We start from the raw sequence: 25161 nt of genomic DNA, 5'->3' as shown, positions 1-25161 counted from the left end.
TCCACTTTTTTTCGTTTTATCTGAAACATAGAGCAAAAAACTATCCGAACATGAAATAACCTTATTTTCATGCTCTATACTTTTTATTGCCTGATCTCTAGATTTTCCCTGTTGAGTATTAGGCCTTTCCATATTTTACGCCTTTGTCATGTGTGTGATTTCTATTTTCATCATAGTGTACGCTTCGTGTATGTATTATCCGTTACCTAAGAAGTAACGGAATAACATGGGGTAAAAAAATATGATTTTAACGAAACCAAAATCAGTAAATGCCGGGCCTATTAGTGGGACAGGGGAAGGCGTAGCACACTCAAAACGCTGGTATGTAGCACTCGTTCGAATGCATCATGAGAAGAAAGTTGCCGAGCGTTTGTCTAAGATGGGAATTGATTCTTTTGTTCCCGTTCAGCAACAAATTCATCAATGGAGCGACCGTCGAAAGATGGTTGATACAGTCTTGCTTCCAATGATGGTTTTTGTTCATGTCAATCCAAAAGAGCGTATGGAAGTCCTAAGCTTCTCCACGGTCAGCCGTTATATGGTAATGCGTGGTGAAAGCACTCCTGCCGTTATTCCTGATGAGCAGATGGCGCGTTTCCGTTTCATGCTCGATTATTCCGAAGAAGCAGTCTGTATGAATGATACTCCACTGGCGCGTGGTGAGAAAGTTCGTGTAATTAAAGGTCCTTTGAGCGGCCTTGTCGGCGAACTCGTGACTGTCGGGGGTAAGAGTAAGATTGCTGTTCGTTTAAATATGCTTGGCTGTGCTTGTGTAGATATGCCAATCGGTTATGTAGAACCTACAAAGATTAGTAATGACGACACAAAAAAACTTTAACGTATTTCTATTCATTCTACTGTTAGGAGTTTTCTCTCCTTTGATGGCTCAAAATATGAGCGATTCTCAAGTGTTGGAGTATGTCAAAGAGGGGATTAGACAAGGGAAAGAACAAAAACAATTAGCCTCCGAACTTGCCCGTAAGGGCGTGACCAAAGAACAGGCTATGCGTGTGAAGCAGCTTTATGAGCAGCAGAACAATGTCAATGCTTCCAACGCTACCGGTACGGATGTCAATGAATCACGCTTACGTGAAGAAATGAAGGAGAACACTTCCGATATGCTGGAAGACCATCCGAGCACTCAAGACCTTGAACGTAGTAATCAGGTTTTCGGACGTAACATTTTTAATACCCGTAACCTGACTTTTGAACCCAGTGTCAACATCGCCACCCCTTTAAATTACCGTCTTGGTCCCGGTGATGAAGTGATTATCGACATCTGGGGAGCCAGCCAGAACACTATCCGCCAACAGATTTCTCCTGATGGCACGATCAACATTCAGAAAATAGGTCCTGTCAACCTGAACGGCCTGACTATCTCTGAAGCCAATGACTATCTCAAGAAAACATTAAACAAGATTTATAATGGTCTTAATAATACGAATGACCCCACTTCTGACATCCGTCTGACTTTGGGCAGCATCCGTACTATTCAGATCAATGTGATGGGTGAAGTAGTCCAACCGGGCACTTACTCTCTTTCTTCCTTTTCTACTGTATTCCATGCACTTTACCGTGCAGGAGGTGTGAGTGACATAGGTAGCCTTCGTAATGTCCAGCTGTACGTAACGGCAAAAACATCGCCACGATCGACGTCTACCAATTTATCATGAAAGGCAACATTCAGGATGACATCCGTCTTCAGGAGGGCGATGTAGTAATAGTCCCTGCCTATGACGTATTGGTTAAGATCGATGGAAAAGTGAAACGTCCGATGCGTTTCGAAATGAAGAAGGACGAAAATTTATCTACGCTTATCAGTTATGCCGGTGGATTTGAAGCCGATGCCTACACCCGTTCCTTACGTGTCGTACGCCAAAACGGACAGGAGTATGAAGTAAACACAGTCAAAGACCTTGATTATAGTGTCTATAAAATGCGGAATGGTGATGTTGTGACTGCCGAGGCTATCCTTAACCGCTTCACTAATAAGCTTGAAATCCGTGGTGCCGTTTACCGTCCCGGTATCTACCAGCTAAACGGTAAACTGAATACCGTTCGCGAATTGGTGAACGAAGCCCAAGGCTTGACGGGTGATGCTTTCTTGAACCGTGCTGTCCTTTATCGTCAGCGTGAGGACCTTACTACTGAAGTTATCCCTGTTGACATTAAAGCCATCATGATGGTACTTCCCAAAATATCATCCTGGCGAAAAACGATATTCTTTATATTCCGAGTATCCATGATTTGGAAGATAGGGGAGATGTTGTAATCCACGGCGAAGTGGCCAAACCTGATTCCTATCCTTATGCTGACAACATGACTCTTGAAGACTTGATCATTCAGGCCGGAGGCTTGCGTGAAGCCGCTTCTGTTGTTCGTGTGGATGTATCGCGTAGGATCAGGAATCCCCATAGTACAGCGGATAATGATACTATCGGTCGGACGTATACATTCTCTCTGAAAGAAGGTTTTGTCGTCGACGGCACACCAGGTTTTGTTCTTCAACCTTATGATGAGGTTTATGTTCGCCGCAGTCCGGGTTATCAGGCTCAGCAGAATGTAGCTGTTGAAGGTGAAATCCTGTTCGGAGGTTCTTACGCCATGACCAGCCGTGAGGAACGTCTTTCCGATTTGATTCGCAAAGCCGGCGGTTCTACCAAAAAAGCCTACCTACGCGGTGCCAAGTTGACTCGTGTCGCTACTGAGGGTGAGAAGAAACGTATGGGAGATGTGATCCGTTTAATGAGCCGTCAGTTAGGTGAGGCTATGATGGATTCTTTGGATATTCATGTGGAAGACCATTTTACGGTCGGCATTGACTTGGAGAAAGCTTTAGCTAATCCGGGGAGTACGGCGGACATTGTCTTGCGTGAGGGTGATGTGGTCTTTATTCCCAAGAGTACCAATACGGTTAAGATCAATGGTGCTGTCATGGTTCCTAATACCGTTTCTTATATAGCTGGTAAGAATATTGATTATTATTTGAATCAGGCCGGTGGTTATTCAGACAATGCGAAGAAGAGCAAGAAGTTCATTGTTTACATGAATGGTCAGGTAACTAAGGTTAAAGGTAGCGGTAAGAAACAAATCGAGCCCGGTTGTGAAATAATCGTTCCCAGTAGATCTAAGAAGCGTACTAATATGGGAGAAATCTTGGGATATGCCACTTCTTTCAGTTCCTTGGGTATGATGATTGCCTCTCTTGCTAATTTAATCAAGAAATAACGAATACTTTATAACACCTTTATTATGTCTACTTTGATGGAACAAGCATCTGAAAAGGAAACAAAACAGTTGCATAATAATCATAATGATGAGGAGATAGAAATTGATTTGATGGATTTTCTTCGTAAGGTTATAGGTATTCGTAAGAAGATCTATAAAGCAGTCGGTATCGGTTTGGTGATTGGTATTATTGTTGCGATAAGCATCCCTAAGCAGTACACGGTTGAAGTCACTCTTTCTCCGGAAATGGGTAATAACAAAGGTGGTGGTTTATCCGGTTTGGCTGCATCCTTTTTAGGAAGTGGAGTTTCTATGGGTGATGGTACTGATGCCTTGAATGCTTCCTTATCTGCTGATATTGTTTCTTCTACTCCTTTTTTACTGGAGCTTTTTGCAATGGAGATACCGGTAACAAAGAATGAAGTCATGACATTGAATACTTATTTAGATGAAGAAACATCTCCTTGGTGGAGTTATGTAATCGGGTTTCCAGGCATGGTAATTGGTGGAGTAAAGTCTTTGTTTACTGAGGAGGATGAAATTGCATCTTTTGATAAAACAAGTCAGGGCGCAATTGAGCTTTCAAAGAAAGATTCGAGGAAGATTGCGACTCTAAAGAAAATGATAGCTGCCTCTGTGGATAAGAAAACCTCAATGACTTCTATTTCTGTGACTTTTCAGGACCCTAAGGTTGCTGCAGTCGTAGCCGATTCCGTAGTGAAGAAACTGCAGGAGTATATAATAGACTATCGTACCTTCAAGGCGAAAGAAGATTGTATCTATTTGGAGAAACTTTTCAAAGAACGTCAGCAAGAATATTATGTTGCTCAGAAGAAATACGCAGACTATCTGGATTCTCATGATAACCTAATTTTGCAGAGTGTTCGTGCCGAACAGGAACGTTTGCAGAATGATATGAGCCTTGCTTACCAGGTATACAGTCAGGTTGCCAGTCAGCTTCAAGTTGCCAGAGCTAAAGTTCAGGAAGAAAAACCAGTGTTTGCTGTTGTAGAACCTGCTGTTGTCCCCTTGGAACCTTCGGGAACCAGCAGAAAGGTATATGTTTTAGCTTTTATTTTCCTATCAGTTTGTATTGTTATTTTTTGGAATTTATTCGGAAAAGATTTTCTGAATAAGTTCAAAGAAGTATGTGCTTAAAATCAATTTTTAATGTGATATGGTATCAACCACCAGTCAAATCAATAAAATTATAGAATTTGTAGCAGTTCTGGGAGATCTAATCATTCTGAATCTGGTATTGTTCTTTCTCCTTTTCTTTTGGGAAGAAGTATTTGTCTCTTTACCTTTTTCTTGCAGGGTTTCCTGGATGATGACTTCGTTAAGTCTTTGCTATCTGGCCTGTTCGGGCTCCGCGGGAGGGTTTGGGATAGTCGGGGAATTCGTCCTGATCAACTTGTGTTGCGCGTGTTGAAGAATATTATAGCTTTTTCCATCTTTTGGGCATGTATCATGACTTTTAGTGGAGTCTCTATCTATTCTCCTCTTTTCTTTGTTGCATATTTCTCTTTTCTCTTTGTCATTTTAAGTATTTATCGCATTATCATTCGTCATTTTCTGATAGTTTATTGTGCTAAGGGCAAGCATAGACGTTATGCTGTTTTTATAGGAGGGGGTAATAATATGCAGGTATTGTATGAGGAGATGGAGAGTTCTTTAGCCTCTTCCCTATATGAGGTTGTGGGTTATTTTGATATTAAACCGAACGAAGCCCTTTCTTCGCAATGTTCTTATTTGGGTAATCCTGACGGTTTTTCAGATTTTATGTCTACACACCCGGGTATCAAACATGTTTTTTGTTCTTTGTCGATGGAGGAGGGACGTTATAATTTTTCTATTATGAATCATTGTGAGAACCACTTGCTTTATTTTCATGGTGTTCCTAATGTGTGCAAAGGTTTTCCGCGTCGTATCTGGCACAGTATGGTTGGCAATATGCCTATCTTGAATCTGCGTTATGAGCCTTTGGGGAAAATGGAAAATCGGATACTGAAGCGGCTATTTGATATTGTTTTCTCCGGTCTTTTTTTGGTTACTGTTTTTCCTTTTGTTTATCTCGTAGTTGGAAGCATTATAAAGTTGACTTCTCCCGGTCCTGTATTCTTTAAGCAAATGCGTACAGGTTTGAACGGTGTAGATTTTGTGTGTTACAAGTTTCGTTCCATGAAAGTGAATGATGAAGCTGACAGTAAACAGGCTACGGTTGATGATCCTCGTAAAACTCGGTTTGGGAACTTTCTCCGTCGTTCTAATATAGACGAACTTCCTCAGTTTATCAATGTCTTTAAGGGTGATATGTCTATAGTTGGTCCCCGTCCACATATGTTGGCTCATACGGAGACTTATGCCCGATTGATTGATAAATATATGGTGCGGCACTTTATAAAACCAGGGGTAACCGGCTGGGCTCAAACACATGGTTTTCGTGGTGAAACGAGGGAACTTTCACAGATGGAGGAACGTGTCAAGGCTGATATTTGGTATATGGAACATTGGACAATGTTGCTTGACTTATATATCATTTATAAGACTGTGGCGAATGTTATTGTGGGAGAGGAGAACGCATATTAAGATATCTAATTTGTGAATGAAGTGTAAAACCGGTATCTATTTTCTATGTTTATCCTTGAAGAAAATGTCGTAGGGATGATATGGAAATAAGACTATCATAAATTATAAAAACTTATGAAAAAAATAACAGCGGTCATTCCTATTCGAAAGGGGTCTCAAAGAGTAGTTGACAAGAATTTGCGGCCTTTTGCAGGAACAAATCTTTTGACAATAAAAATCGAAAAACTAAAAGAAGTAAAAGTTATTGATGAAATTATAGTTAATACAGATTCAGAACAAGCTATTGAAATAGCGCAGAAAATGGGAGTCTCATTTCATAGGAGAGAGGATTACTATGCTTCTTCAAAATGTACAGGTAGTGAATTCTTTGAACATCTAGGCAGGTGACTGATACCGATGTATTTGCATATTGTCCAGTAACGTCTCCTTTCATAAAAACTGAGACTATGGAGACTGCCATACATCGATTTTATGAGGAGGAAGAGTTTGATTGTATATCAACAGTCTCAGTAATTAAAGAATTTATGTGGTTAGATGGGAAGGCAATAAATTATAATCCTTTGAATGCACCAAACAGTCAGAATTTGCCTGATATTGAAGCTCTGAACTTTGGGTTTACTTTGATAAATAGAAATGATTTGATAAGATATAGGAATATAATAGGAAAAAAACCAAAATTTATAAGAACTACCGATATAGAGTCTATTGATATAGATACTCCTTTAGATTTTTTTATTGCAGAACAGATATACATAAAAACAGTTATTGAAGATAAGAGTTTATTAGATTGATCAAGAGATATTCTGATTGAATAAGGTATTTGTTATATTTTCTTTTTGAATGGGTAATTAGAATACGCGTTTCTTGTGATTGAAATAAATAAGTCTATTAATCATTGTTAAGAGTGATTGTGTAACTATATTATTTTGAATAATGTTCATATCTACAAGAAACAACGTGAATTATTATCATCTGGATTGGTATTTTTAATAATTGCGTTTCTTATCACAGGAATTATATTTGCAGAAGTGAGTATTGTGGCAGATTGTTATTCAATTGGAAATAGTTTTACTCAAAATATTTGGTTAATATATGCTTTGTTTATAGCTCATTATGTCAACAACTATTTCAACAATTTGCTCGTAATATAGACCGTATAGTGGTATTCAGTGTTGCTGGCATTATACTTACTGTCGGTACGGCACTTTTTCATTCCTTGAGCCGTATTTATGTATTTAGTGCACAGCTTTGAGGTTCTTTAATGTTTATGGTATAGGGCAGAATATGGATAATCTAAAACAAGGGATGGTTAGTATTTATTTAGCGTTGGCGCTAAAGATAGATTTCGTGATTTTGTTTTTATTGATGATATCGTGAGTGCAGTAATAAAATCAATGTCAAGGAAGAAAGGAGATGTGTATGAAGTATATAATGTTAGTAATACATGTAAGACTCGTGTATTTGAGATTGTAGAGCTAATAGAAAAATCATTGCTTTTTAAGGTTACTCATCAATATGTTGAAGGTGCTCTAAGTGATCAAATGGGGGTATACGGTGATAATTCTAAAATTATTAGAAATTTGGATTGGACTTCTAAAATCTCATTTGAAGAGGGTATGACTAAAATGGTTGTATGGGCTTTACAGATTATGAATATTGAATAACTGATATCAATATTCACAACTGAACATTGATAAAATATGTAACTGCTTACCTCATGCTGATAAAGATGTGTAAAATCAACAATATTTAGTCAATACCGCCTCCTTTATGTCTACTTCAAATAATACTTTTACTCGTATAGGTAAAAATACAGTAGTTCTCTATTGTCGTTCTATCATTGCGATGTTTATCAGTCTCTATACATCACGTGTTTTATTACAAGTGATAGGGATTGACGATTTTGGTATATATAATGTAGTAGGTGGTATGGTAATGTTATTCTCGTTTCTTAATGTTGCTCTAATGGTGTCTACACAACGATTTATGAATATGGAGATGGGATGTGGTAAAACTGAGAGAGTGAATCTTGTCTTTTGTACATCAGTCAATATACAATTGCTTATGGCTGTTCTCATTACTGTGGGAGGTGAGGTTATTGGAACGTATTTGCTTTATAATTATCTTTCTATTCCTGCTAATCGTATAAATGCAGCATTTTGGGTGTTACAATTTAGCATTGTTACATTGTTATTTAGTATTATCAGTGTACCATATAATGCTCTCATTATGGCGAAAGAAGAGTTTCGCTCCTTTGCTTATATTGACATTTTGGGCTATTTGCTTAAACTCTTTGCTGTTATTTTTATTAGTTATTATGGTGGTGATCGTCTTATCGTCTATGCTTTACTTATTATGTTGGCTCAGGTAGTGATCCGTTTCATTTATTCCTTTTATTGTAATTACAGGTTTCCAGAGTCGCACTATAAATGGAAAATCGACAGTGTTCTCACTAAAAAAATGCTCTCGTTTTCATCATGGACAACACTAAGTGGGATATCATCTCTTGCTTATCAGCAGGGTATTGGGGTTTTATATAATGCATTTTATGGAGTGGCTATTAATGCAGCGGTGGGAGTAGCTCAACAAATTAATGCAGCAGTAAACACTCTAGTAAGTAATTTTACTACAGCTTTTTATCCACAAATGACTAAAGGCTATGCGGCAAAAGATTGGGATAAAGTAAAAGCAATGCATTTTACTGGACCTAAATTAGCTTTCTGTATAATGTCAGTGATGGTTGTTCCTCTTATGCTTAATTTAAATTATATATTAAAATTATGGCTTGATGAAGTACCATTACATACTACAATGTTTATTCGGATTATACTTTGTTCATCATTGATTACAATATTAGCAACGACTTCAAATACATTAGTTCGTGCTACAGGAAAAATAAGAACTTATGAAATAACTCTAAATACAATAATTTGGTTATTCTTTCTAATTATATATATATGTTTCAAATTAGATATGAATATATATGTACCATATAGTATAATGGTTGTTAATTCACTTATAACCAGTTTATATATAGCAAATTATAGTTGCCGTTGTATTGGTGTAAAAGGCATAGAATATTATCGCTCTGTACATCTTCCGATGATAATTTCATTACTTATGGGTTTTACGCTTGCTTTTTATTTGCTTCCAGAAAGTGAAAGTTTATTATCGTTATCTTTGAATGTGGTGATAACAATATCTATTGTTATATTTTGTAACTATACATTGGGACTCAATGGAACGGAAAGAAAATTTGTTATTCAGGTAATGAGAAGAATGATAAATAAATTGAAAAATGAAGCGTAGTATAATTTTTAGTCAAGCACCTGCGAAAATTGTAGCTGTACTTAATTGTTACGAGCACGAGCTATCAGAGGGGAGGGAGATAACAATTGTCGTTCGTACAAATCTAAAAGGACTTTATCAATTCTATAAGGAATTAGGATTAAAAGCAAATATTCAAATGATTGAAGATCGAGGTTCTTCTGGTCTTTATTTTTGGAAAAACAAGAAACAAAATAAGGAATTAGCTTGTTTGCTAGGTTTGAATAGAATAGATGATGTGAGAATTTTTTTTACTGATATATACGATTTTGGAATGGGGGTATTAATGCCTATTTTGATACCTTTTAATCCTATACATATCTTATCTCCTGTGGATGTGACTGATGGCGAAAATTATGAAGAAAGACAACGAGGTTTACCATTTATCAACAAGTGCAAAGGGATAATATACTCCTATCTTTATAAGATTTCTTTATGTTATATCTATGGAGAAGGAGGTTGGATGTTAGTAATGGATAATCGTAAATTGAAATTCTCCAAGATAGATTATAGTGATAGAAAGATATGTGTTAGATATAAAAAAAAGATCTCTGTCAATTCTGGAAGATATGCTATTTTCTTTACAGAACCTTATAGGTTTTCTTATCAAAGCAAAGAAGAGTATAATGCGATGAATCGACAAATAATAAATGAGATCCATCAAGCAGGATATAAAATAGCAGTGAAAGGACATCCTCGCATTGGTTGTCAAGAAGATGCTGAGCAAATGGCGGACGAAGTCTTAGCAAATTATATCCTTCGGAATATATTGATTTTTCTGCTTATGAGTTTGCTGTAGGGTTTACTTCTACATCATTATGTGAAGTGGCAAATGATATTAAGGCATATAGTGTATTTAAAATGTGTACAGTGACTGATGAGAGGGTGTATTTAGATTTTATGAAATATATGGAGCGTAATGGTTCCAAAGTCAAGTTGATAAAATCGTATTCTGAAATGTTTGAATGATTTCGTGATAGTGATTCTCGTATTATCATAAAAAATATAATAATGATGTGACTAACAAATTTTACGAAAAACGAATGGTGATACAATAATGGTGATACAATAATGGGGAAATTTACAAGTAGAAATAAGAAGATATGATTTGAGTATGGTATTAAGATGTCACATATTTTTTGAATAACAGTCATTAGTGGAGTGATAATTACCATATGAATTTTTTCTAATTAAGAATTAGTTTTGCAGATATATAAATCGGGAATTTTATGTTCTGATTTGTTCCTTGGAGGATTCCTCGTAATGTGTGAGTAAAGCGGAATCAAAAAAAAGAATTCCAGTGTTGATATAATAAATAATTGAGGCATTAAATGGAATAATAACCAGTTTCTTTAGTTTAAGATACTGATGATTAGAAAATGATAGAACACTTGCATTTTTTATGTATAAAAATAGTATTTTATATGAGAGAAAGATAAATAATGCCGTGAGGCATAAATATTATCTTTTATCAGCAATAATTATTCTGATAGGATTTCAGCAATTTCCGGTATTAAGAATCGGAGGTAGTTTTAAGGTTTATGAGTTTTTATCCATTTTACTTTTGTTAAAGTATGTGAGTGTAAAGCCTAAAACTCCTTTGGTTATTATTGTTTGGGCACTTTTTGTATTTTCTCCTATAGTTAGCTTTTTGAACGCTTTTTTATTTCAGAATATACCATATGATTTTTTTGTTAGATATCCGGAAGCACTTCATTCTTTTAAATTTGATAATCCACTTTTTCCTTTGCTGCAACTTGTTTACATGATTTTTAATTATTCAGTATTCTCTCATATTTATTATAATGATGAAATTTTTGAAAATTTTGAGAAGCTAAAAAAGAAAGTTGTTGTAGTAGGAACATTTATAGCTATTTATTCTATAATTGCTTGTTTTACTGTTGATGTAATAACTTTGCTTCCTAACTTCGTTCAAAATAAAACTGTGTACAATTTTCGTAGTAGTGGATTGTCGCAAGAACCTAGCTTTTATGTTCTTTATCAAGTGTGGATTGTATTATATGCTTGTTATTCCCGCTCTTCGTTTTCTAAGATTATGTGGATATTGATAATAGTTATAAATGTAACTTCCCTGATATTGACTTTTTCAACAGCTCTATTAGCCTTATTAGGAGTCGTATTGTTAATTCCATTTATTTTTAAATCAGCGTTAAAATATAAGATTCTTGTATTGTCAATACTTGTTGTTACATGTATAGTGGGGTATATTATCTTAGTAAATCTTGGTATATATAATTTGTTTGAAAGTTTATTTATAAACAAAGCCCAAAATTTTTTTTTGTCACCTGAACATACTCTTGACAGTGGTAGTTTTAGAAATTATACAGGGCGTATTGGATTGGAAATATTTAAGGATAATCCTTGGTGTGGCGTTGGGGTAGGTAATAGTGTGTATTATATGCATCCTTTTGAATATAAAATGGGAATTGTTGCATTTGGTGAGACATTAGGATTAGGAATTTTTCCTCAAAATTTATATTCATGTGTTTTGGCAGAACAGGGGATATTAGGGGGAATATTTCTTTTTTTGTTGATTTTTTATATTTTGCGTGTGCTATGGAAGAATAGAAATACTACACCTTATGGAAGGATGTTTTTTATTGGGGGAATATTTAATGTGTCTGTAATGTTTTCTGTATCGGTTGTTTATTCTTTGTTTATTTGGCTGTTTTTGGCAATATCTATGGGATATTATAGATATAGCAAAAAAAGATGCTTGTAGTAAATTAGTGAATTGTAAAATAGTTATTATATAGGGTAAGCTTATAGTGAAAATAGAGTAAAGAGACTGCCTTGAAAGTGTTTGTAGAGTCTTTACTTGTATATTGGAGTGTTTAAAATTTGTATTTATGTCACCTAAAATTTCAGTTATTACCGTTTGTTTTAATTGTGTCTCTGATATAGAAAAGACTATTTTGTCAGTTCTTAATCAGGATTATCATAACATAGAATATATCATTATTGATGGTGGAAGTTCAGATGGGACTTTGGAAGTAATAAAACGTTATCAAGGCAAGATTAGTTATTGGGTAAGTGAACCTGATAGGGGGATTTATGATGCAATGAATAAAGCAATTGATATTGCGACTGGTGAATGGCTCAATTTTATGAATGCAGGAGATGTATTTGTGGATAAAAAAACATTGTCTTCTGTGTTCAATTTGAATATACCAAGTAACAAAAAAATTATCTATTCGGATTTTTGTGGAGTAAAAGGAGGTAAAACAAAAATATATAAATGTTCCATAGAAAAGGGAGATATTATTCATCAAGCAACTCTTTATAAGAAAGAGTTACATACTGTGTATGGTAGATATGTGTTGACTGATAAAATAATAATATCTGATTATTTATTTTTTTGCAGTATTCCTTATTCGTTTTTTATGAAGATTGATATTCCTATCGCTATCTATGATTTATCAGGAATTTCATCAGGTAAATGGTGCTTTTATCAAAAGTTATGTGCTGATGTTATTTATCAAAGGATATCAATTAAGTATTTGATTTGTAGAGTATTATTGGATCCTATTGTATCATTGATTCCTTTGTTTGTTAAGGATTACTTAAAAAGACAAGTATGAAGCCTGCTATATCAGTAATAATGCCAGTCTATAATGCGTGTAAATATGTCGAGACTGCGATAAATAGTGTTTTAAATCAAACATTTAAAAACTTTGAGCTTATAGTTGTAGATGATGGTTCTGACGATGGAAGTTATAATATTTGTCTGAATCTGATGGGGCGAGATAATCGAATAAAATTGTATACCAAAGAAAATGGGGGGATATGTGATGCTCGTAATTTTGGGCTAAAATGTGCTATAGGTGAATATATTGTCTTTATGGATCACGATGATGAATGGGAAAATGATTTATTAGAAGATAATTATACATTGGCACAGCAATATAATGCAGACTTAGTAAAGTTTGGTAAAAGGAATATTTATATGTTGAAAGACTCATATCGGAGAGTTGATCTTAAAAGAGATTTTGCAGTTTATAATCAATCTGAGATTATGCAAAAAAATATGCTATTTCGATATGAGGGAGTATTTGAATTAGTTTGGGATGGACTTTACAAAAGAACAATAATTTCTAAAAACGGATTATTATTCGATGCTTTCTTTAAAAGAGGTGGAGAAGATATTGATTTTAACTCTGCTTATTTAGACTATATTTCTAGTTTGGTGGTAAATCCTAACATTTATTACAATCATTATATTAGATATGGATTTAGTACTTCTACTAAATCTAGTATTGATATTGTTGAAGCTGCATTGGAACATCCTACTAGGTTATTTGCAAAAGGGATAATAGATAGTGGTAATCTTGCTTTGTTTTGCTTGTGTTTTGCAAAAGAATGTTTAGCTGTCTCTTTAAAAACTGGATATCACATATGTAGTGGAGATTATCAAAAATTTAGGGCATTTATAAAATTGATGTACGAAAAAGTTGAATCTGCAGCATATTATCATATTATTTTGGATGTAAATCTAATGAAGTGTTATAAAAGTAATACTTTGAAAATAGATATGATATATTATATAATTCTTATATCTCTGTTTCGAACAAAACGAATAAAACTTTTATTCGTTTTGTTAATGTTGAAAACTAAATATATTGATTTGTAATGAAGCGTATTCTAATTTTAGAAGGGAGAGAGACTATAGGAGGGGGACAAATTATAACTAAATGTATTTGTGATGTACTTTCAAAAAAATATGATATTGCTATTTTTGTTCCAGGAAGCAATAACGATATATCGAATTTGTTATCAGGCTATCAATTGTATCATTACAACTTGAAACAATATACAAGAGGACGAAAAACATTGAAAGATTATTTTAATTTGATATTTAACATTTACCATACTTCTGTACAATTGAATGAGGTTTTGAAGAAAAATACTTTTGATCTTTTGTATATTCAGCATCAAAATATTCTCCCTGTAGCTATATTGTTAGCTAAAAGGAGAAAGATAAAAATAATATCACACCTTCATGTCTTTTATATAGATCGCATAGTTAGATTATTTGTGGATTATTTTTTGAATAGTGCAGTTGTTGTAAGAATTTTTGGGGTTTCTAATTATACATTAACACAAATCTCTCTTAAAAATAAAAAGAAGAGTTGTGTACTTTATAACCCGGTCTTTTTAAGAGAGAATATTCATATCGAAGATTGCAACAAGCGAATAGCCGTAGTGGGTGATGTGATACGGTCTAAAGGACAACATATTGTATTCGAATCCATAAAAAGCTTATCAGATAATTATGAATTATACATTATAGGTAATATTATAGATCGGGATTATTATAATGAACTTCTCGCATATTCAGTGAATTGTCATTTTACAGGTCTTATATCGGATGTACCTGATTTTTTAGTTAAGGCTAAAATTAGTTTGGTTGTTATTCCTTCTATCTCGCCTTTCGAAACGTTTTCTTTAGCAATGACAGAAAGTTGGTCATTAGGAATTCCTACTATAGCAACAAATGCATGGGGAATGAAAGAACTTGTTTACACCTTTTTACATGAATATCGTGAATCAATGCTTTTTTCTGTAGGAGATTCTGATGAACTTGCAAAGAAAATATCTAATTTATGTTCGAATAATATTCTTTATAAAAAGATATCTATCGCTATACATCAGATTGTATCTGAGTTTTTAAGTAAAGATCAATTTGAAAGAAAAATGTTACATGAAATTGCACAAATCATTAATTGAAATAAGATGAAGATTGCCATCATTCAAGAATGGTTAGTGACCGTTGGCGGTTCAGATAAAGTAGTCAAAGCTATTGCGGATGTATTTCCAGACGCAGATATTTACACCTTAGTTGCTAAAAAACAAGTTTGTGACGAATTAGGGATTGACTGGAATAAAGTCCATACATCATTTATTCAGAAGTTGCCTTTAGGGGTAAAGAAGCATAGGATGTATTTGCCTATATTTCCGTTTGCAATAGAACAGTTTGATTTACGGGGATATGATGTGATTATATCATCTTCTCATGCTGTTGCCAAAGGAGTTCTAACCAAAGCGGATCAACTGCATATTTGTTATTGTCATTCTCCTATTCGTTATGTATGGGATATGTATCATGAATACTTGGAAGAATCGGGGTTGACAAAAGGCTTGAAAGGATATCTGGCTAAATATATGCTTCACCGTATTCGTAAATGGGATTTGATATCCAGCTTCCGGGTTGACTATTTTATAAGTAATTCCGATTATGTGGGACGTCGAATTCAGGAGACTTATAGGCGGGATGCTGTAACAATTCACCCTAATATTGATATTTCTAACTTTGATTTGTGCGTAGAGAAAGAAAATTTCTATTTAACTAGTAGTCGTTTGGTGGGATATAAGAAAATAGATCTTATTGTCGAAGCTTTCAGTCGTATGCCTAATAAAAAGCTGGTTGTGATTGGTGGAGGTCCTAATTTGGAAAAGATACGCAAGATTGCCGGGCATAATGTAACTGTCATGGGATATCAGTCATTTGCGGTACTAAAAGAAAAGATGCAGAAAGCTAAAGCCTTTGTTTTTGCAGCAGATGAGGATTTTGGTATGATTCCGATCGAAGCGCAATCATGTGGGACTCCTGTTATTGCTTATGGCAGGGGAGGTTCTTTGGAAACAGTAAAAGAAGGAGTAACAGGTCTTTTCTTTTATGAACAAACTGTAGAATCGATTATTGATGCAGTAGAAAGATTTGAAAAACTAGAAACATCGTTTGATCCTAAAATAATACGTAACCATGCGGAGACTTTTTCGGAAGAACGTTTTAAGAAGGAAATAAAGGAGTTTGTAGAGTTAAAATATAATGAATTTAATCATCTATTGAAATGAGTTATTTTATATTTGGCGGTTCCGGTTTTATCGGTACGCATCTTATTGCTCTAATTGATAATTTATATCCGGGTACAAAAATATACAATCTGGATATTGTGGAGAATAGCCATGAAGGTAAATCTACATATATCAATTGTGATGTTCGTTCTGAAATAAATATTGATGTTCCCGTTACTTCCGAAGACGTCATCTTTAACTTTGCAGCCGTTCATCGTACCCCGGGGCATCCGGACCAGGCTTATTTTGAGACGAATATTCGTGGTGCAGAGAATGTATGTGCTTTTGCCGAGAAGTTCGGGATAAAGAAAATCGTTTTTACCAGTTCCATAGCTCCTTATGGTGCAGCAGAAGATTTGAAAACAGAAGAGACGCTTCCCACACCGAACACGCCTTATGGAATTTCTAAGTTAGTGGCTGAAAAAATACATACGATTTGGCAGGCAAAAAAGTCGAACGAACGACAACTTACTATTGTTCGTCCGGGTGTGGTATTCGGTAAAGGGGAAAATGGTAACTTTACCCGTTTGTATTGGGGGATCCGTGGTGGTAAGTTCTTCTATCCGGGCCGTAAAGATACGATTAAAGCTTGCATTTATGTGAAAGAACTGGTTCGCTTTATGCTTTATCGTTTAGAGAATCATAATGAAGGAGTAGAGTTATATAACTGTACATATGAACCAGCTTTTACTATCGAGCAAATAGTAGAAACGATGAAAAAGGCTACGGGACTACAACGTACCGTTGTCGAGGTGCCGGGAAGTCTTCTAATGACAGTTGCAAGGATTGTCGGTCCGTTAGGGGGAAAAGCTTTAGGTATTTGTCCTGCTCGTGTGAAGAAGTTAATGATTTCTACTAATATATGCGGAAAGAAACTGGCTGATTCGGGGTATAAGTTTCATTATACATTTGAAGAAGCTATTAAGGATTGGTATAGAGATAACGATAATAAGTATTTGAGATGATTTTTCTGAAACAATTTGGGTATATAAAATAAATGTTGAGATGTAATAAACACGTGAGTGTTTCGTATGTGAGATGAAAAAAATGTAGGTCCCTAGCTTCATGCTGTAAAAAGCATGATTCTCCTACATTGTGGATCAGAAATAGCACGACGGTACTTTTCTGATCTACGCCCTGACATCGGAGGTTAAAGCCGATGTGAATTTCCCACTATATCAACTGTCTGTGAAGATCGTTGATATTTCCTAATTTTACGTATAGTGATGTATTTAGACACACAAATATAAAGAAAAAACATTGGGAAATTTGTATCGAAATATCCCAATGTTTGATTTCAATCATTGAGATGTTTTTTTCAAATCTTCCGATGTTTTTCCGACTCTCCAAAAGGACAAAAGGACAAAAAGGACATATATGACTGTTTTTATTCATCTTAGTATAAGAATCATGAGGTATATTGCTGATCTTTATTATGTTAAATGATTTTGTAGACGTGTTACCTTACGAATGTTGAAATCGTGTTTTGCGCCAACCTGAATCGTTTTGTCTGTCATGAAATGCTTGGTCAACTCTTGAACGAAATTATGTATATTGTAAGGATTATTTAGTGAAAGGGCCGTGCTTGGAAAGAAGAGCGACATCTTGTTCGCGTTTGCTTCCGTCTTCAGTAACACAATCATTCGACAATAAGGTAAGATTATTTTATAAATATCGGGGAAATAAAGGAGCTCCTTTCTGGAATTCCTCTCCCAACTAATAGGCTTCGTCGTTGGCATTGGAATTTTTATAGTACCATAGGGGATTTTTGTCCTTATGTCCTTTTGTCCTTTTGAAAAGAGGGCGCGTTGGTGGGGGAAAGAAGAGGTGTGTGAGGTTTGTAACTTGCTTGTATCCAGTTGATAAACTCTCGCTGTTTTTTTAGGAACGAAATTTTGTGTGCTCGAAAAAATGCAGGAAGCTCACGTAATATGCTTTTTTGCGAATAGTGTCAGTGACAGTTGATTTTAGCAGTGGATCGCTAATTGTTTTCCTATGTGGACAATATTTGATAAAGTAATAAAAACTGAAATATTATAAATTATTAATCATAGAATGACATGGCAAAAGAAAAACAGAAACCATACGAGTTTTTAAGCAATTTGGTATTGGCTTTAATGGGAACAGATCGTATTTTCAGTAACAGTTTCTTTTCCAGCGAATTTGCTATCTCTCCCAATACACTGAGTGAGATAAGACGGGGAGAGGATATGTGCATTTATCAGTATGTACGGGTGATACGGTGTATGATGAAGTATCTTCATTTAATTGTTCGAATGGATATGTTGCTGAAGGAATTAAGAACCGTATTAGCTTCCAATTGTGATTTGGTGGTTGCTACGATTCCGCACCGTTTTCACGGAACTTACCAACCGAAAGAGTGGGTGGTAGTAATGCATTGGGATGGTATAAAATAAATGTTGAAATGAAGAAATATGTAGGTCCCTAGATTCATGATAAACTCATGAAATCCCTACATTTTGCAGGTTAGAAATCGTACAGCGGTATATTTTTAACTTGATCCTCGTATCGGTGTAAAAACTGATATGTATCTATATGTGAAATATACCAACTGTCTGTGAGGATCGTTGGTATATTGCGTTTTAAGGGAACGTTGTACCATAGGGGAGTGGAAAATAGAATAGATGGTTAAAGAATACAAAAAAAGAGCAAACTCATAATGTTCCTAAATCTTTCCGGAATCTGTATCGTTATTTGTAGCATAGAATAAAGTATAGTATTAACGCTAAAAGAATAACGATTATGAAGAAATTTCTATCTCTACTTGTACTGGCTCTGGTAGCCGTGCAGTTTTCATTCGCAAAAGATGTGATAACTAAAGACATGAATCAGTTGCCGCTTCCGGCACGTAATTTTATCAATAGTAATTTTACAAAGCCACAGGTTGCCCATATCAAATTGATAAGGATATGATGGAATCTACCAAGTATGAAGTGGTATTGATGGATGGTACGGAAATTGATTTTGACAGTAAGGGAAACTGGGAAGAGGTAAGTGCTAAGAAAGGGCAGACTGTTCCTGTTAGTATTGTTCCGGGATTTGCTGTCAACTACCTGAAAGCGCATAATTTTGTGAATGAAGGAGTGACAAAAGTGGAACGTGACCGCAAAGGGTATGAGATTGAATTGTCTACCGGGCTTTCTTTCAAATTTGATAAGAAAGGAAAATTTATCAAGGCTGATGATTAACAAGTTGCAGTAAATAGACCTAAACAAGAAGATAACTATGTGGAGATTTAAGTTTAGCGCATGGGCAGTAGTGTTGCTTATGACTGCCCTTTTTTTCGGTGCATGTGATAATGACGATGATGATACTTTTGTTCCGCCCAGTAATATTACGGAGGCCTTGAAACAGGTATATCCGGCTGCCCAGAATATAGAATGGGAGATGAAAGGTGCTTATTATGTAGCTGACTGTTGGGTGAGCAATGATGAATTGGAAGTCTGGTTTGATGCTAATGCCAACTGGGTGATGACAGAAAATGAACTGAACAGTATTGATCAGTTGGTGCCGGCTGTTTATACGGCTTTTATGGATTCTAAATATAACGCGTGGGTAGTGACAGATGTATATGTGTTGACATTTCCACAGAATCCGATGGAATCTGTGATTCAGGTGAAACAAGGTAGCCAGCGCTACTCGCTTTATTTCACGCAGGATGGCGGATTGATACATGAGAAAGATATCAGTAACGGAGACGATACGAATTGGCCGCCAACTGAATAACTTTTAATCATAAAAATGACAACGGACCATTTCTATAAAAGGAATGGTCCGTTGCTTTTTATAATTACATTTGTTTGTAATCCTTGGCCAATCCTCCTTCACTTGTTTCTTTATAGAGTGACGGTAGGTCATGTCCGGTCTGTTTCATCACTTGCACTACTTTGTCGAAAGAGACACGGTGCATGCCATCGGTGAAAGCTGAATAAAGATTAGCATCCAGCGCACGTGCGGCGGCGTATGCATTTCGTTCGATGCAGGGAATTTGTACCAATCCGCATACCGGGTCGCAAGTCATTCCCAAATGGTGTTCCAAGCCCATTTCTGCTGCATACTCAATTTGTGCAGGACTGCCCCCGAACAATTGATTGGCGGCAGCTGAAGCCATTGCGCAGGCAACACCGACTTCTCCCTGACAACCTACTTCTGCTCCGGAAATGGATGCGTTGAATTTGACGATGTTGCCAAACAAACCGGCAGTGGCTAACGCACGTAAAATGCGCATATCGCTAAAGTCACGGCTTTTTTGAAGATGATAAAGTACGGCAGGCATAACTCCACAAGAACCACAAGTCGGAGCGGTTACTATTTTACCGCCGGAAGCATTTTCTTCACTTACTGCCAAAGCATAAGAGAAGACGAGCCCTCTGGATTGCAGGGATTGTTTGTATCCGGTAGCACGTATGTAATAAGTGGAGGCTTTCCGCCGGAGATTTAGTGGTCCGGGTAGTACGCCCTCTGCTTCGAGTCCACGGTGAATGGCATCTTTCATGGTAGCCCATACTTCAGCCAGGTAGTCCCATATATCTTCTTCCTCACATTCCTTTACGTATTCCCAATAACTTTTTCCGGTATCTTCACACCATTGGAGTATTTCAGTCATGTTTTCCATACCATATACATCGGGGCTTTCGATGGTTGGATTGTCATTATTTTCTGCTAGTGCACCACCACCGATGCTATAAACAGTCCAATTCTCCTGCACTTTATCGTTGCTATCCAAAGCTGCAAATGTCATTCCGTTCGGATGGAACGGTAGAAAGACTTTGGGCTGCCACACAATTTCTACCGGGGCAGTGGGTTGCAAAGTGTCTATAATGGCTACATCCGTCATGTGTCCTTTGCCTGTAGCAGCTAAACTGCCGTAAAGGGTTACTTTAAAAGATGCAGCATTCGGATGACGTTCCAGAAACATTTCGGCAGCTTTGCGCGGTCCCATAGTGTGGCTACTGGAAGGTCCTGTGCCTATTCTATATAGCTCTTTTATCGATTTCATGATTGATGATGTGTTTTTGTTAATACCATTTCTTTTTTCTGAAGTACAAATATACAATAATACCGATAATTGCCATTACAATCCAGGCAAATAAATACCCGTATTGCCATTCGAGCTCGGGCATCCATTTGTAATTCATTCCCCATACTCCGACCAGAAATGTCAAAGGGATAAAGATGGTGGATACGATGGTTAATCTCTTCATGATGTCGTTCATACGTAAATCATTGTTGGAGATGTACAGATCGACTAATGAGGAAAGAGTTTCCCGGCAGATCTCAATGGTCTGTAATACAAATTGCAAGTGGTCGTTTACATCATTGAAAAAGGCACGGTTCACTTTGTGAATGAGCAGGTTTTCTGCCCGTAGTAACTTGATATATTGTTCTTTTAGTGGAAGGATGGATTTTTTCATCAGCATATATTGGCGTCGTAATGCCTGAATCTGAATTCCGATGTCATCACCGCTGGTGATGGTGAGCAGTTCTTCTTCCAAATCTTCGAGTGCGTCATCAATGGAAGAGATTGTTGAAATATAGTTTCCCATGATGCTGTTGAGCAGCACGCTAAGTAGATAATCAGTCTGGCGGCTGCGTATCTTCAGGACATCATTGCGCAGAGCGGAACTGACATCATCGAAGAAGTCGGTTTCTTTTTCGAGGAAAGTAAGTACGTAATTGTTACCTAGAATAAGACAAACTTGCTGTTGGAGCAACTCGTCCAGTTCGTCTTCTTCTTTATGTTCGTTGGGGTAGAATATTTTTAAGATCAGGACGATGTATTTGTCATGCTCTTCTATCTTGGTAGGATGATCCGCATTCAGTATATCTTGCAGGACTAGGAAGTCTATTTCAAAATGACTGCAAATTTCCCGGATAGTCTCCGTATCTTTCATTCCGTGTATTTGTAGCCAATTGATCCGATCGCTGTTCAGTGTTCCCTTGATGGCTTGAAAGGTGTCGTTGGCGCTTTCCTGCATCTCGGTAGCATTGTAAGTACAAAGATGTAAGTGGGTAGGAGTAAGACTGTCTCCTGTGTAAATAAGCTTTTCGCTTAACAGATTATTCTTCATGCTTTATTCTCGTTTTAGAAAACCACTGTAACAAAGGTAGTGGTTTTCTAAATGAGAACAAGTTCTTTGGACGTTTTGTTTACAGGTTAGTCAAAATCAACTACTGTGATTCCGGCACCGCCAAACTGCACATGTTCGTCTGCATAGTGGCTCACTCCCGGTACAGTGCCAGATACTGGCGGATTAATGTACGAAGTATTCCCGTTCCTGTGCCGTGAAGGATGCGTACACGGTCCATGCCGACTAATATGGCGTCATCAATAAAATAGGTGACTGCTTGCAGAGCTTCGTCTCCACGCATTCCACGCACATCGATGTCTTGTTTGAAGCTAAGCTTCTTTTCGTACATCTGATCATGCGTCTGGCTACTGACAAAGGTGCTTTTGGCGATTCCTTCCGTCTTGGGGGCGTTATTGGTATGTTCCAGACGGTCTATTTTTACGGTCGTTTTTATACTCCCAAAAGCAACGGTTGCATTTTTACCATTGATTTCCATCACTTGGCCGACACTTGTCTGTCCTTTGATTTTTACATTCTCACCTACTGCAATCGGCACTACTTTAGGAGCACTTGACGGGGAAGAGACTGCGGCTTTCGGTTCGTTTTTCTTATTTTTCTTCCGCTCTTGTTTCTCCTTTAATTTCTTCATTTTCTGTGCAATCTTCTCTTCATGCTCTTTAGAAGCCAGCGCATCTAAAGAAGTACGGAAGTCTGTCAGTTCCTGACGTGCCTGGCGTGTCTTTTCCTTTTCAGCTTGTGCTTCCTTGATTGTGCGTATTGTGTTTTCAATGCGTGCATTGGATTCCTGAAGCATCCGTTCCGCTTCTTCTTTTGCTTGCCGGATGATCTCTTTCCGTGATTTCTGCAACTCTTCCATTTCCGTTTGGTAGCGGGCAATGGTTTCTTCCATGTGCTTTTCCCGTTGACGGATAGTTTGACGTTTTCCTTCCCAGTAACGCTTGTCGCGCACGATGTCCTGAAGGTATTTGTCGGCATTGATATATTCACTTCCTACGATTTCCGAAGCATCTGCAATGACATCTTCCGGCAATCCGATTTTTCGTGCGATTTCTACGGCAAACGAACTTCCGGGATTTCCGATTTGTAGCTGGAAAAGTGCTTGCATGAGATGGCGGTCGTAAAGCATGGCTCCGTTCACTACTCCTTCATGATCTTCGGCAAAATGTTTCAGATTCTGGTAGTGGGTGGTGATGACTCCGAGGTTCCTTTCTGGTTGAAACGTTTCAGGACGGCTTCGGCAATAGCACCTCCAATTTGCGGTTCCGTACCTCCACCGAATTCGTCAATCAGGATGAGGCTCCGCTCGTTGCAACTCTTCATCATGATTTTCATGTTGGTCAGGTGAGAAGAGTAGGTACTCAAATCGTCTTCAATAGATTGCTCATCACCAATATCGATAAAGATGCTGCTGAATATACCGGCGTGACTGCGTTCGTGCAAGGGAATAAGCATACCGCATTGCAACATATATTGTAGTAAACCGACTGTTTTGAGGCAGACGGACTTACCTCCGGCATTCGGACCGGATATAATAAGAATACGTTGTTTTTGATTCAGTTCTATATCCAGTGGTACGACTTTCTTTCCGTGTTTGGCAAGTGAAAGTTGTAATAAAGGATGCACAGCCATTGTCCAGTCCAGTAGTTGCTCATTCTCTACGGCGGGTTTCAGACTATTGGTCTGTATGGCGAAATAGCTTTTCGCACGGATAAAATCTATTTCTGCCAGAAATTCGTATGATTGAAGGATTTCCGGGATAGACGGACGGAGAATGTTTGAAAACTCGGTAAGGATGCGAATAATTTCGCGTCGTTCGTCGCCTTCGAGTTCGCGAATACGGTTGTTGGCTTCTACGACTTCCGCCGGTTCTATAAACACTGTTTTCCCGCTAGCGGATTCATCGTGTACAATACCTTTGATTTTTCGCTTGAGTCCGGGTGCGACGGGGATCACCAAACGTCCGTCACGCATGGTGGGAGCTACGTCTTTATCTACGTATCCTTCGGATTGTGCGCTGCGCAGAATGCTGTTTAACGAGCGGGAAATATTTCCCATTGTACTGGCAAGCTCGCGACGTATACGGGCTAATTCGGTGGAAGCATTATCCTTGATTTTTCCATATTTGTTGAGGATACCGTCTATTTTTCCTATCAGTTGAGGGAAAACGGCTATATCTCCTGCCAGTCGTTTCAGACTGGGGTAGGGGGTGTCGTTCTCTTCTTCATCTTCATTCCGATGGAGAAAGCGTACAATGTCACGGATGGTTTCTAACGAACGGCGCAGGTCGAATAGTTCTTGCTCGTCCAGATACATTCCTTCTATCCGCACTCGCTTTAGTGAAGGGCGGACATCAAAGAAAAATTGATCGGGAAATCCGTCTTCTTCCTGGATGATACGGACAAACTCTGTTACCTGGTTTAATTTCTCCTCTACTTCTTCATGTTGTTCGGAAAAGGTCATGTCTGTAACTCTTTCTTCGCCTAAAGTGCTAAGACACTTATCTTTTAGTAACTGTCTGATCTGGTCGAATCCTATCTTTTGCTCAAAATTTTGAGGGTATATCATATCTTTGTTCTTACTAATGGACTGCAAAAATACGATTAATTCGCGAAAAAAATATCAGAATGTTTGCAGATTTAAAAATGATTCGTACCTTTGCACCGCTTTCAACGGAAAGCACTTCTGATAAAGGAGTTTTGGAGAGGTGGCAGAGTGGTCGATTGCGGCGGTCTTGAAAACCGTTGTACTGCGAGGTACCCGGGGTTCGAATCCCTGTCTCTCCGCTTTTAAGCATTGAATATCAATGTATTATAGAATAAGCATCCTAATTAAGGTATCAGAAAATGACCTTATGGGATGCTTTTTTATTTTATGATATTTTTTTGTGATTTGATCCCAATTTAGGGCTCAGTCTGAAAACTTGGGGGATTGCGTTAAAATTCTTATTTTTGCATCATGAAAACATCCTCTTCCCAAACGATTGATCCTGTTGCTTCTTTAAGCTTGTTCTTGCCTTCAGGAATCCTTG

Annotated in this window: 17 protein-coding genes, 1 tRNA gene and 4 pseudogenes; 19 read left to right on the top strand and 3 right to left on the bottom strand. The window is 37.1% G+C overall.

Features of this window, described 5'->3' with window-relative positions; translation table 11 throughout:
* Window positions 1-241 precede the first annotated feature (241 nt).
* From DXA05_RS19535 to DXA05_RS19445, 18 genes and pseudogenes are all read left to right on the top strand, one after another.
* Window positions 242-838: a UpxY family transcription antiterminator gene (locus tag DXA05_RS19535; RefSeq protein WP_008019042.1), complete on the top strand. Its 597-nt coding sequence runs from the start codon at window positions 242-244 to the stop codon at window positions 836-838.
* Window positions 816-3228 (top strand): annotated as a pseudogene (locus tag DXA05_RS19530) (SLBB domain-containing protein). Before DXA05_RS19535 ends, DXA05_RS19530 begins: the two are co-directional and overlap by 23 nt.
* A gap of 24 nt (window positions 3229-3252) precedes the next feature.
* A complete protein-coding gene (locus DXA05_RS19525) occupies window positions 3253-4386 on the top strand; it encodes a chain-length determining protein (RefSeq protein WP_128859522.1) in 1134 nt (377 codons plus the stop codon).
* Between the two features lie 19 nt (window positions 4387-4405).
* A pseudogene (locus DXA05_RS19520) lies at window positions 4406-5817 on the top strand (undecaprenyl-phosphate glucose phosphotransferase).
* Between the two features lie 114 nt (window positions 5818-5931).
* Window positions 5932-6204: a hypothetical protein gene (locus tag DXA05_RS27915; RefSeq protein WP_284515622.1), complete on the top strand. Its 273-nt coding sequence runs from the start codon at window positions 5932-5934 to the stop codon at window positions 6202-6204.
* A 59-nt stretch (window positions 6205-6263) separates the two neighbouring features.
* Window positions 6264-6608, top strand: coding sequence for a hypothetical protein (locus DXA05_RS27910; RefSeq protein WP_284515621.1), 345 nt, complete (start codon window positions 6264-6266; stop codon window positions 6606-6608).
* 582 nt (window positions 6609-7190) lie between these two features.
* Window positions 7191-7481 (top strand): hypothetical protein, encoded by a 291-nt coding sequence (locus DXA05_RS19510; RefSeq protein WP_256145599.1) that lies wholly within the window; start codon window positions 7191-7193, stop codon window positions 7479-7481.
* Window positions 7482-7587: 106 nt separating this feature from the next.
* Window positions 7588-9126, top strand: coding sequence for an oligosaccharide flippase family protein (locus DXA05_RS19505; protein ID WP_128859521.1), 1539 nt, complete (start codon window positions 7588-7590; stop codon window positions 9124-9126).
* Window positions 9116-9943, top strand: a complete 828-nt coding sequence (locus tag DXA05_RS19500; RefSeq protein WP_128859520.1) for a polysialyltransferase family glycosyltransferase — start codon at window positions 9116-9118, stop codon at window positions 9941-9943. The genes DXA05_RS19505 and DXA05_RS19500 overlap by 11 nt, the downstream gene beginning before the upstream one ends.
* A 603-nt stretch (window positions 9944-10546) precedes the next feature.
* Window positions 10547-11887 (top strand): O-antigen ligase family protein, encoded by a 1341-nt coding sequence (locus tag DXA05_RS19495; protein ID WP_128859519.1) that lies wholly within the window; start codon window positions 10547-10549, stop codon window positions 11885-11887.
* A gap of 127 nt (window positions 11888-12014) precedes the next feature.
* Window positions 12015-12746, top strand: coding sequence for a glycosyltransferase family 2 protein (locus DXA05_RS19490; RefSeq protein ID WP_128859518.1), 732 nt, complete (start codon window positions 12015-12017; stop codon window positions 12744-12746).
* On the top strand, window positions 12743-13795 hold the full coding sequence (locus DXA05_RS19485; protein ID WP_128859517.1) for a glycosyltransferase family 2 protein: 1053 nt from the start codon (window positions 12743-12745) through the stop codon (window positions 13793-13795). Before DXA05_RS19490 ends, DXA05_RS19485 begins: the two co-directional genes overlap by 4 nt.
* On the top strand, window positions 13795-14892 hold the full coding sequence (locus DXA05_RS19480; RefSeq protein WP_128859516.1) for a glycosyltransferase family 4 protein: 1098 nt from the start codon (window positions 13795-13797) through the stop codon (window positions 14890-14892). The genes DXA05_RS19485 and DXA05_RS19480 overlap by 1 nt, the downstream gene beginning before the upstream one ends.
* A gap of 6 nt (window positions 14893-14898) precedes the next feature.
* Complete coding sequence (locus tag DXA05_RS19475; RefSeq protein ID WP_128859515.1) at window positions 14899-16020, top strand: glycosyltransferase family 4 protein; 1122 nt, start codon at window positions 14899-14901, stop codon at window positions 16018-16020.
* Window positions 16017-16985 carry an NAD(P)-dependent oxidoreductase gene (locus DXA05_RS19470; protein ID WP_128859514.1) on the top strand — a complete coding sequence of 323 codons (969 nt, stop codon included), beginning with the start codon at window positions 16017-16019 and terminating at the stop codon, window positions 16983-16985. Before DXA05_RS19475 ends, DXA05_RS19470 begins: the two co-directional genes overlap by 4 nt.
* 1095 nt (window positions 16986-18080) lie before the next feature.
* On the top strand, window positions 18081-18437 hold the full coding sequence (locus DXA05_RS19455) for a hypothetical protein (RefSeq protein ID WP_008643089.1): 357 nt from the start codon (window positions 18081-18083) through the stop codon (window positions 18435-18437).
* A gap of 346 nt (window positions 18438-18783) precedes the next feature.
* Window positions 18784-19229: pseudogene (locus DXA05_RS19450) on the top strand (PepSY-like domain-containing protein).
* 37 nt (window positions 19230-19266) lie between these two features.
* On the top strand, window positions 19267-19767 hold the full coding sequence (locus tag DXA05_RS19445) for a PepSY-like domain-containing protein (RefSeq protein WP_128859512.1): 501 nt from the start codon (window positions 19267-19269) through the stop codon (window positions 19765-19767).
* 64 nt (window positions 19768-19831) lie between these two features.
* Here DXA05_RS19445 and DXA05_RS19440 read toward each other — a convergent pair whose 3' ends face one another.
* From DXA05_RS19440 to DXA05_RS19430, 3 genes and pseudogenes are all read right to left on the bottom strand, one after another.
* Window positions 19832-21040: an L-serine ammonia-lyase gene (locus DXA05_RS19440; protein WP_009040762.1), complete on the bottom strand. Its 1209-nt coding sequence runs from the start codon at window positions 21038-21040 to the stop codon at window positions 19832-19834.
* A 19-nt stretch (window positions 21041-21059) separates the two neighbouring features.
* Window positions 21060-22112 (bottom strand): magnesium/cobalt transporter CorA, encoded by a 1053-nt coding sequence (gene corA, locus DXA05_RS19435; RefSeq protein WP_004315191.1) that lies wholly within the window; start codon window positions 22110-22112, stop codon window positions 21060-21062.
* Between the two features lie 86 nt (window positions 22113-22198).
* Window positions 22199-24698, bottom strand: a pseudogene (locus DXA05_RS19430) (Smr/MutS family protein).
* A gap of 133 nt (window positions 24699-24831) precedes the next feature.
* Here DXA05_RS19430 and DXA05_RS19425 point away from each other — a divergent pair.
* A tRNA-Ser gene (locus DXA05_RS19425) sits at window positions 24832-24916 on the top strand.
* The last annotated feature ends 245 nt before the right edge of the window (window positions 24917-25161 follow it).

Origin of the sequence: Bacteroides sp. AM54-2NS, from assembly GCF_003602935.1 — a bacterium.
GTDB classification, from domain to species: domain Bacteria; phylum Bacteroidota; class Bacteroidia; order Bacteroidales; family Bacteroidaceae; genus Bacteroides; species Bacteroides xylanisolvens.
Note: the sequence above shows the minus strand (reverse complement) of the source record. Positions and strands in the feature narration are given on the sequence as shown.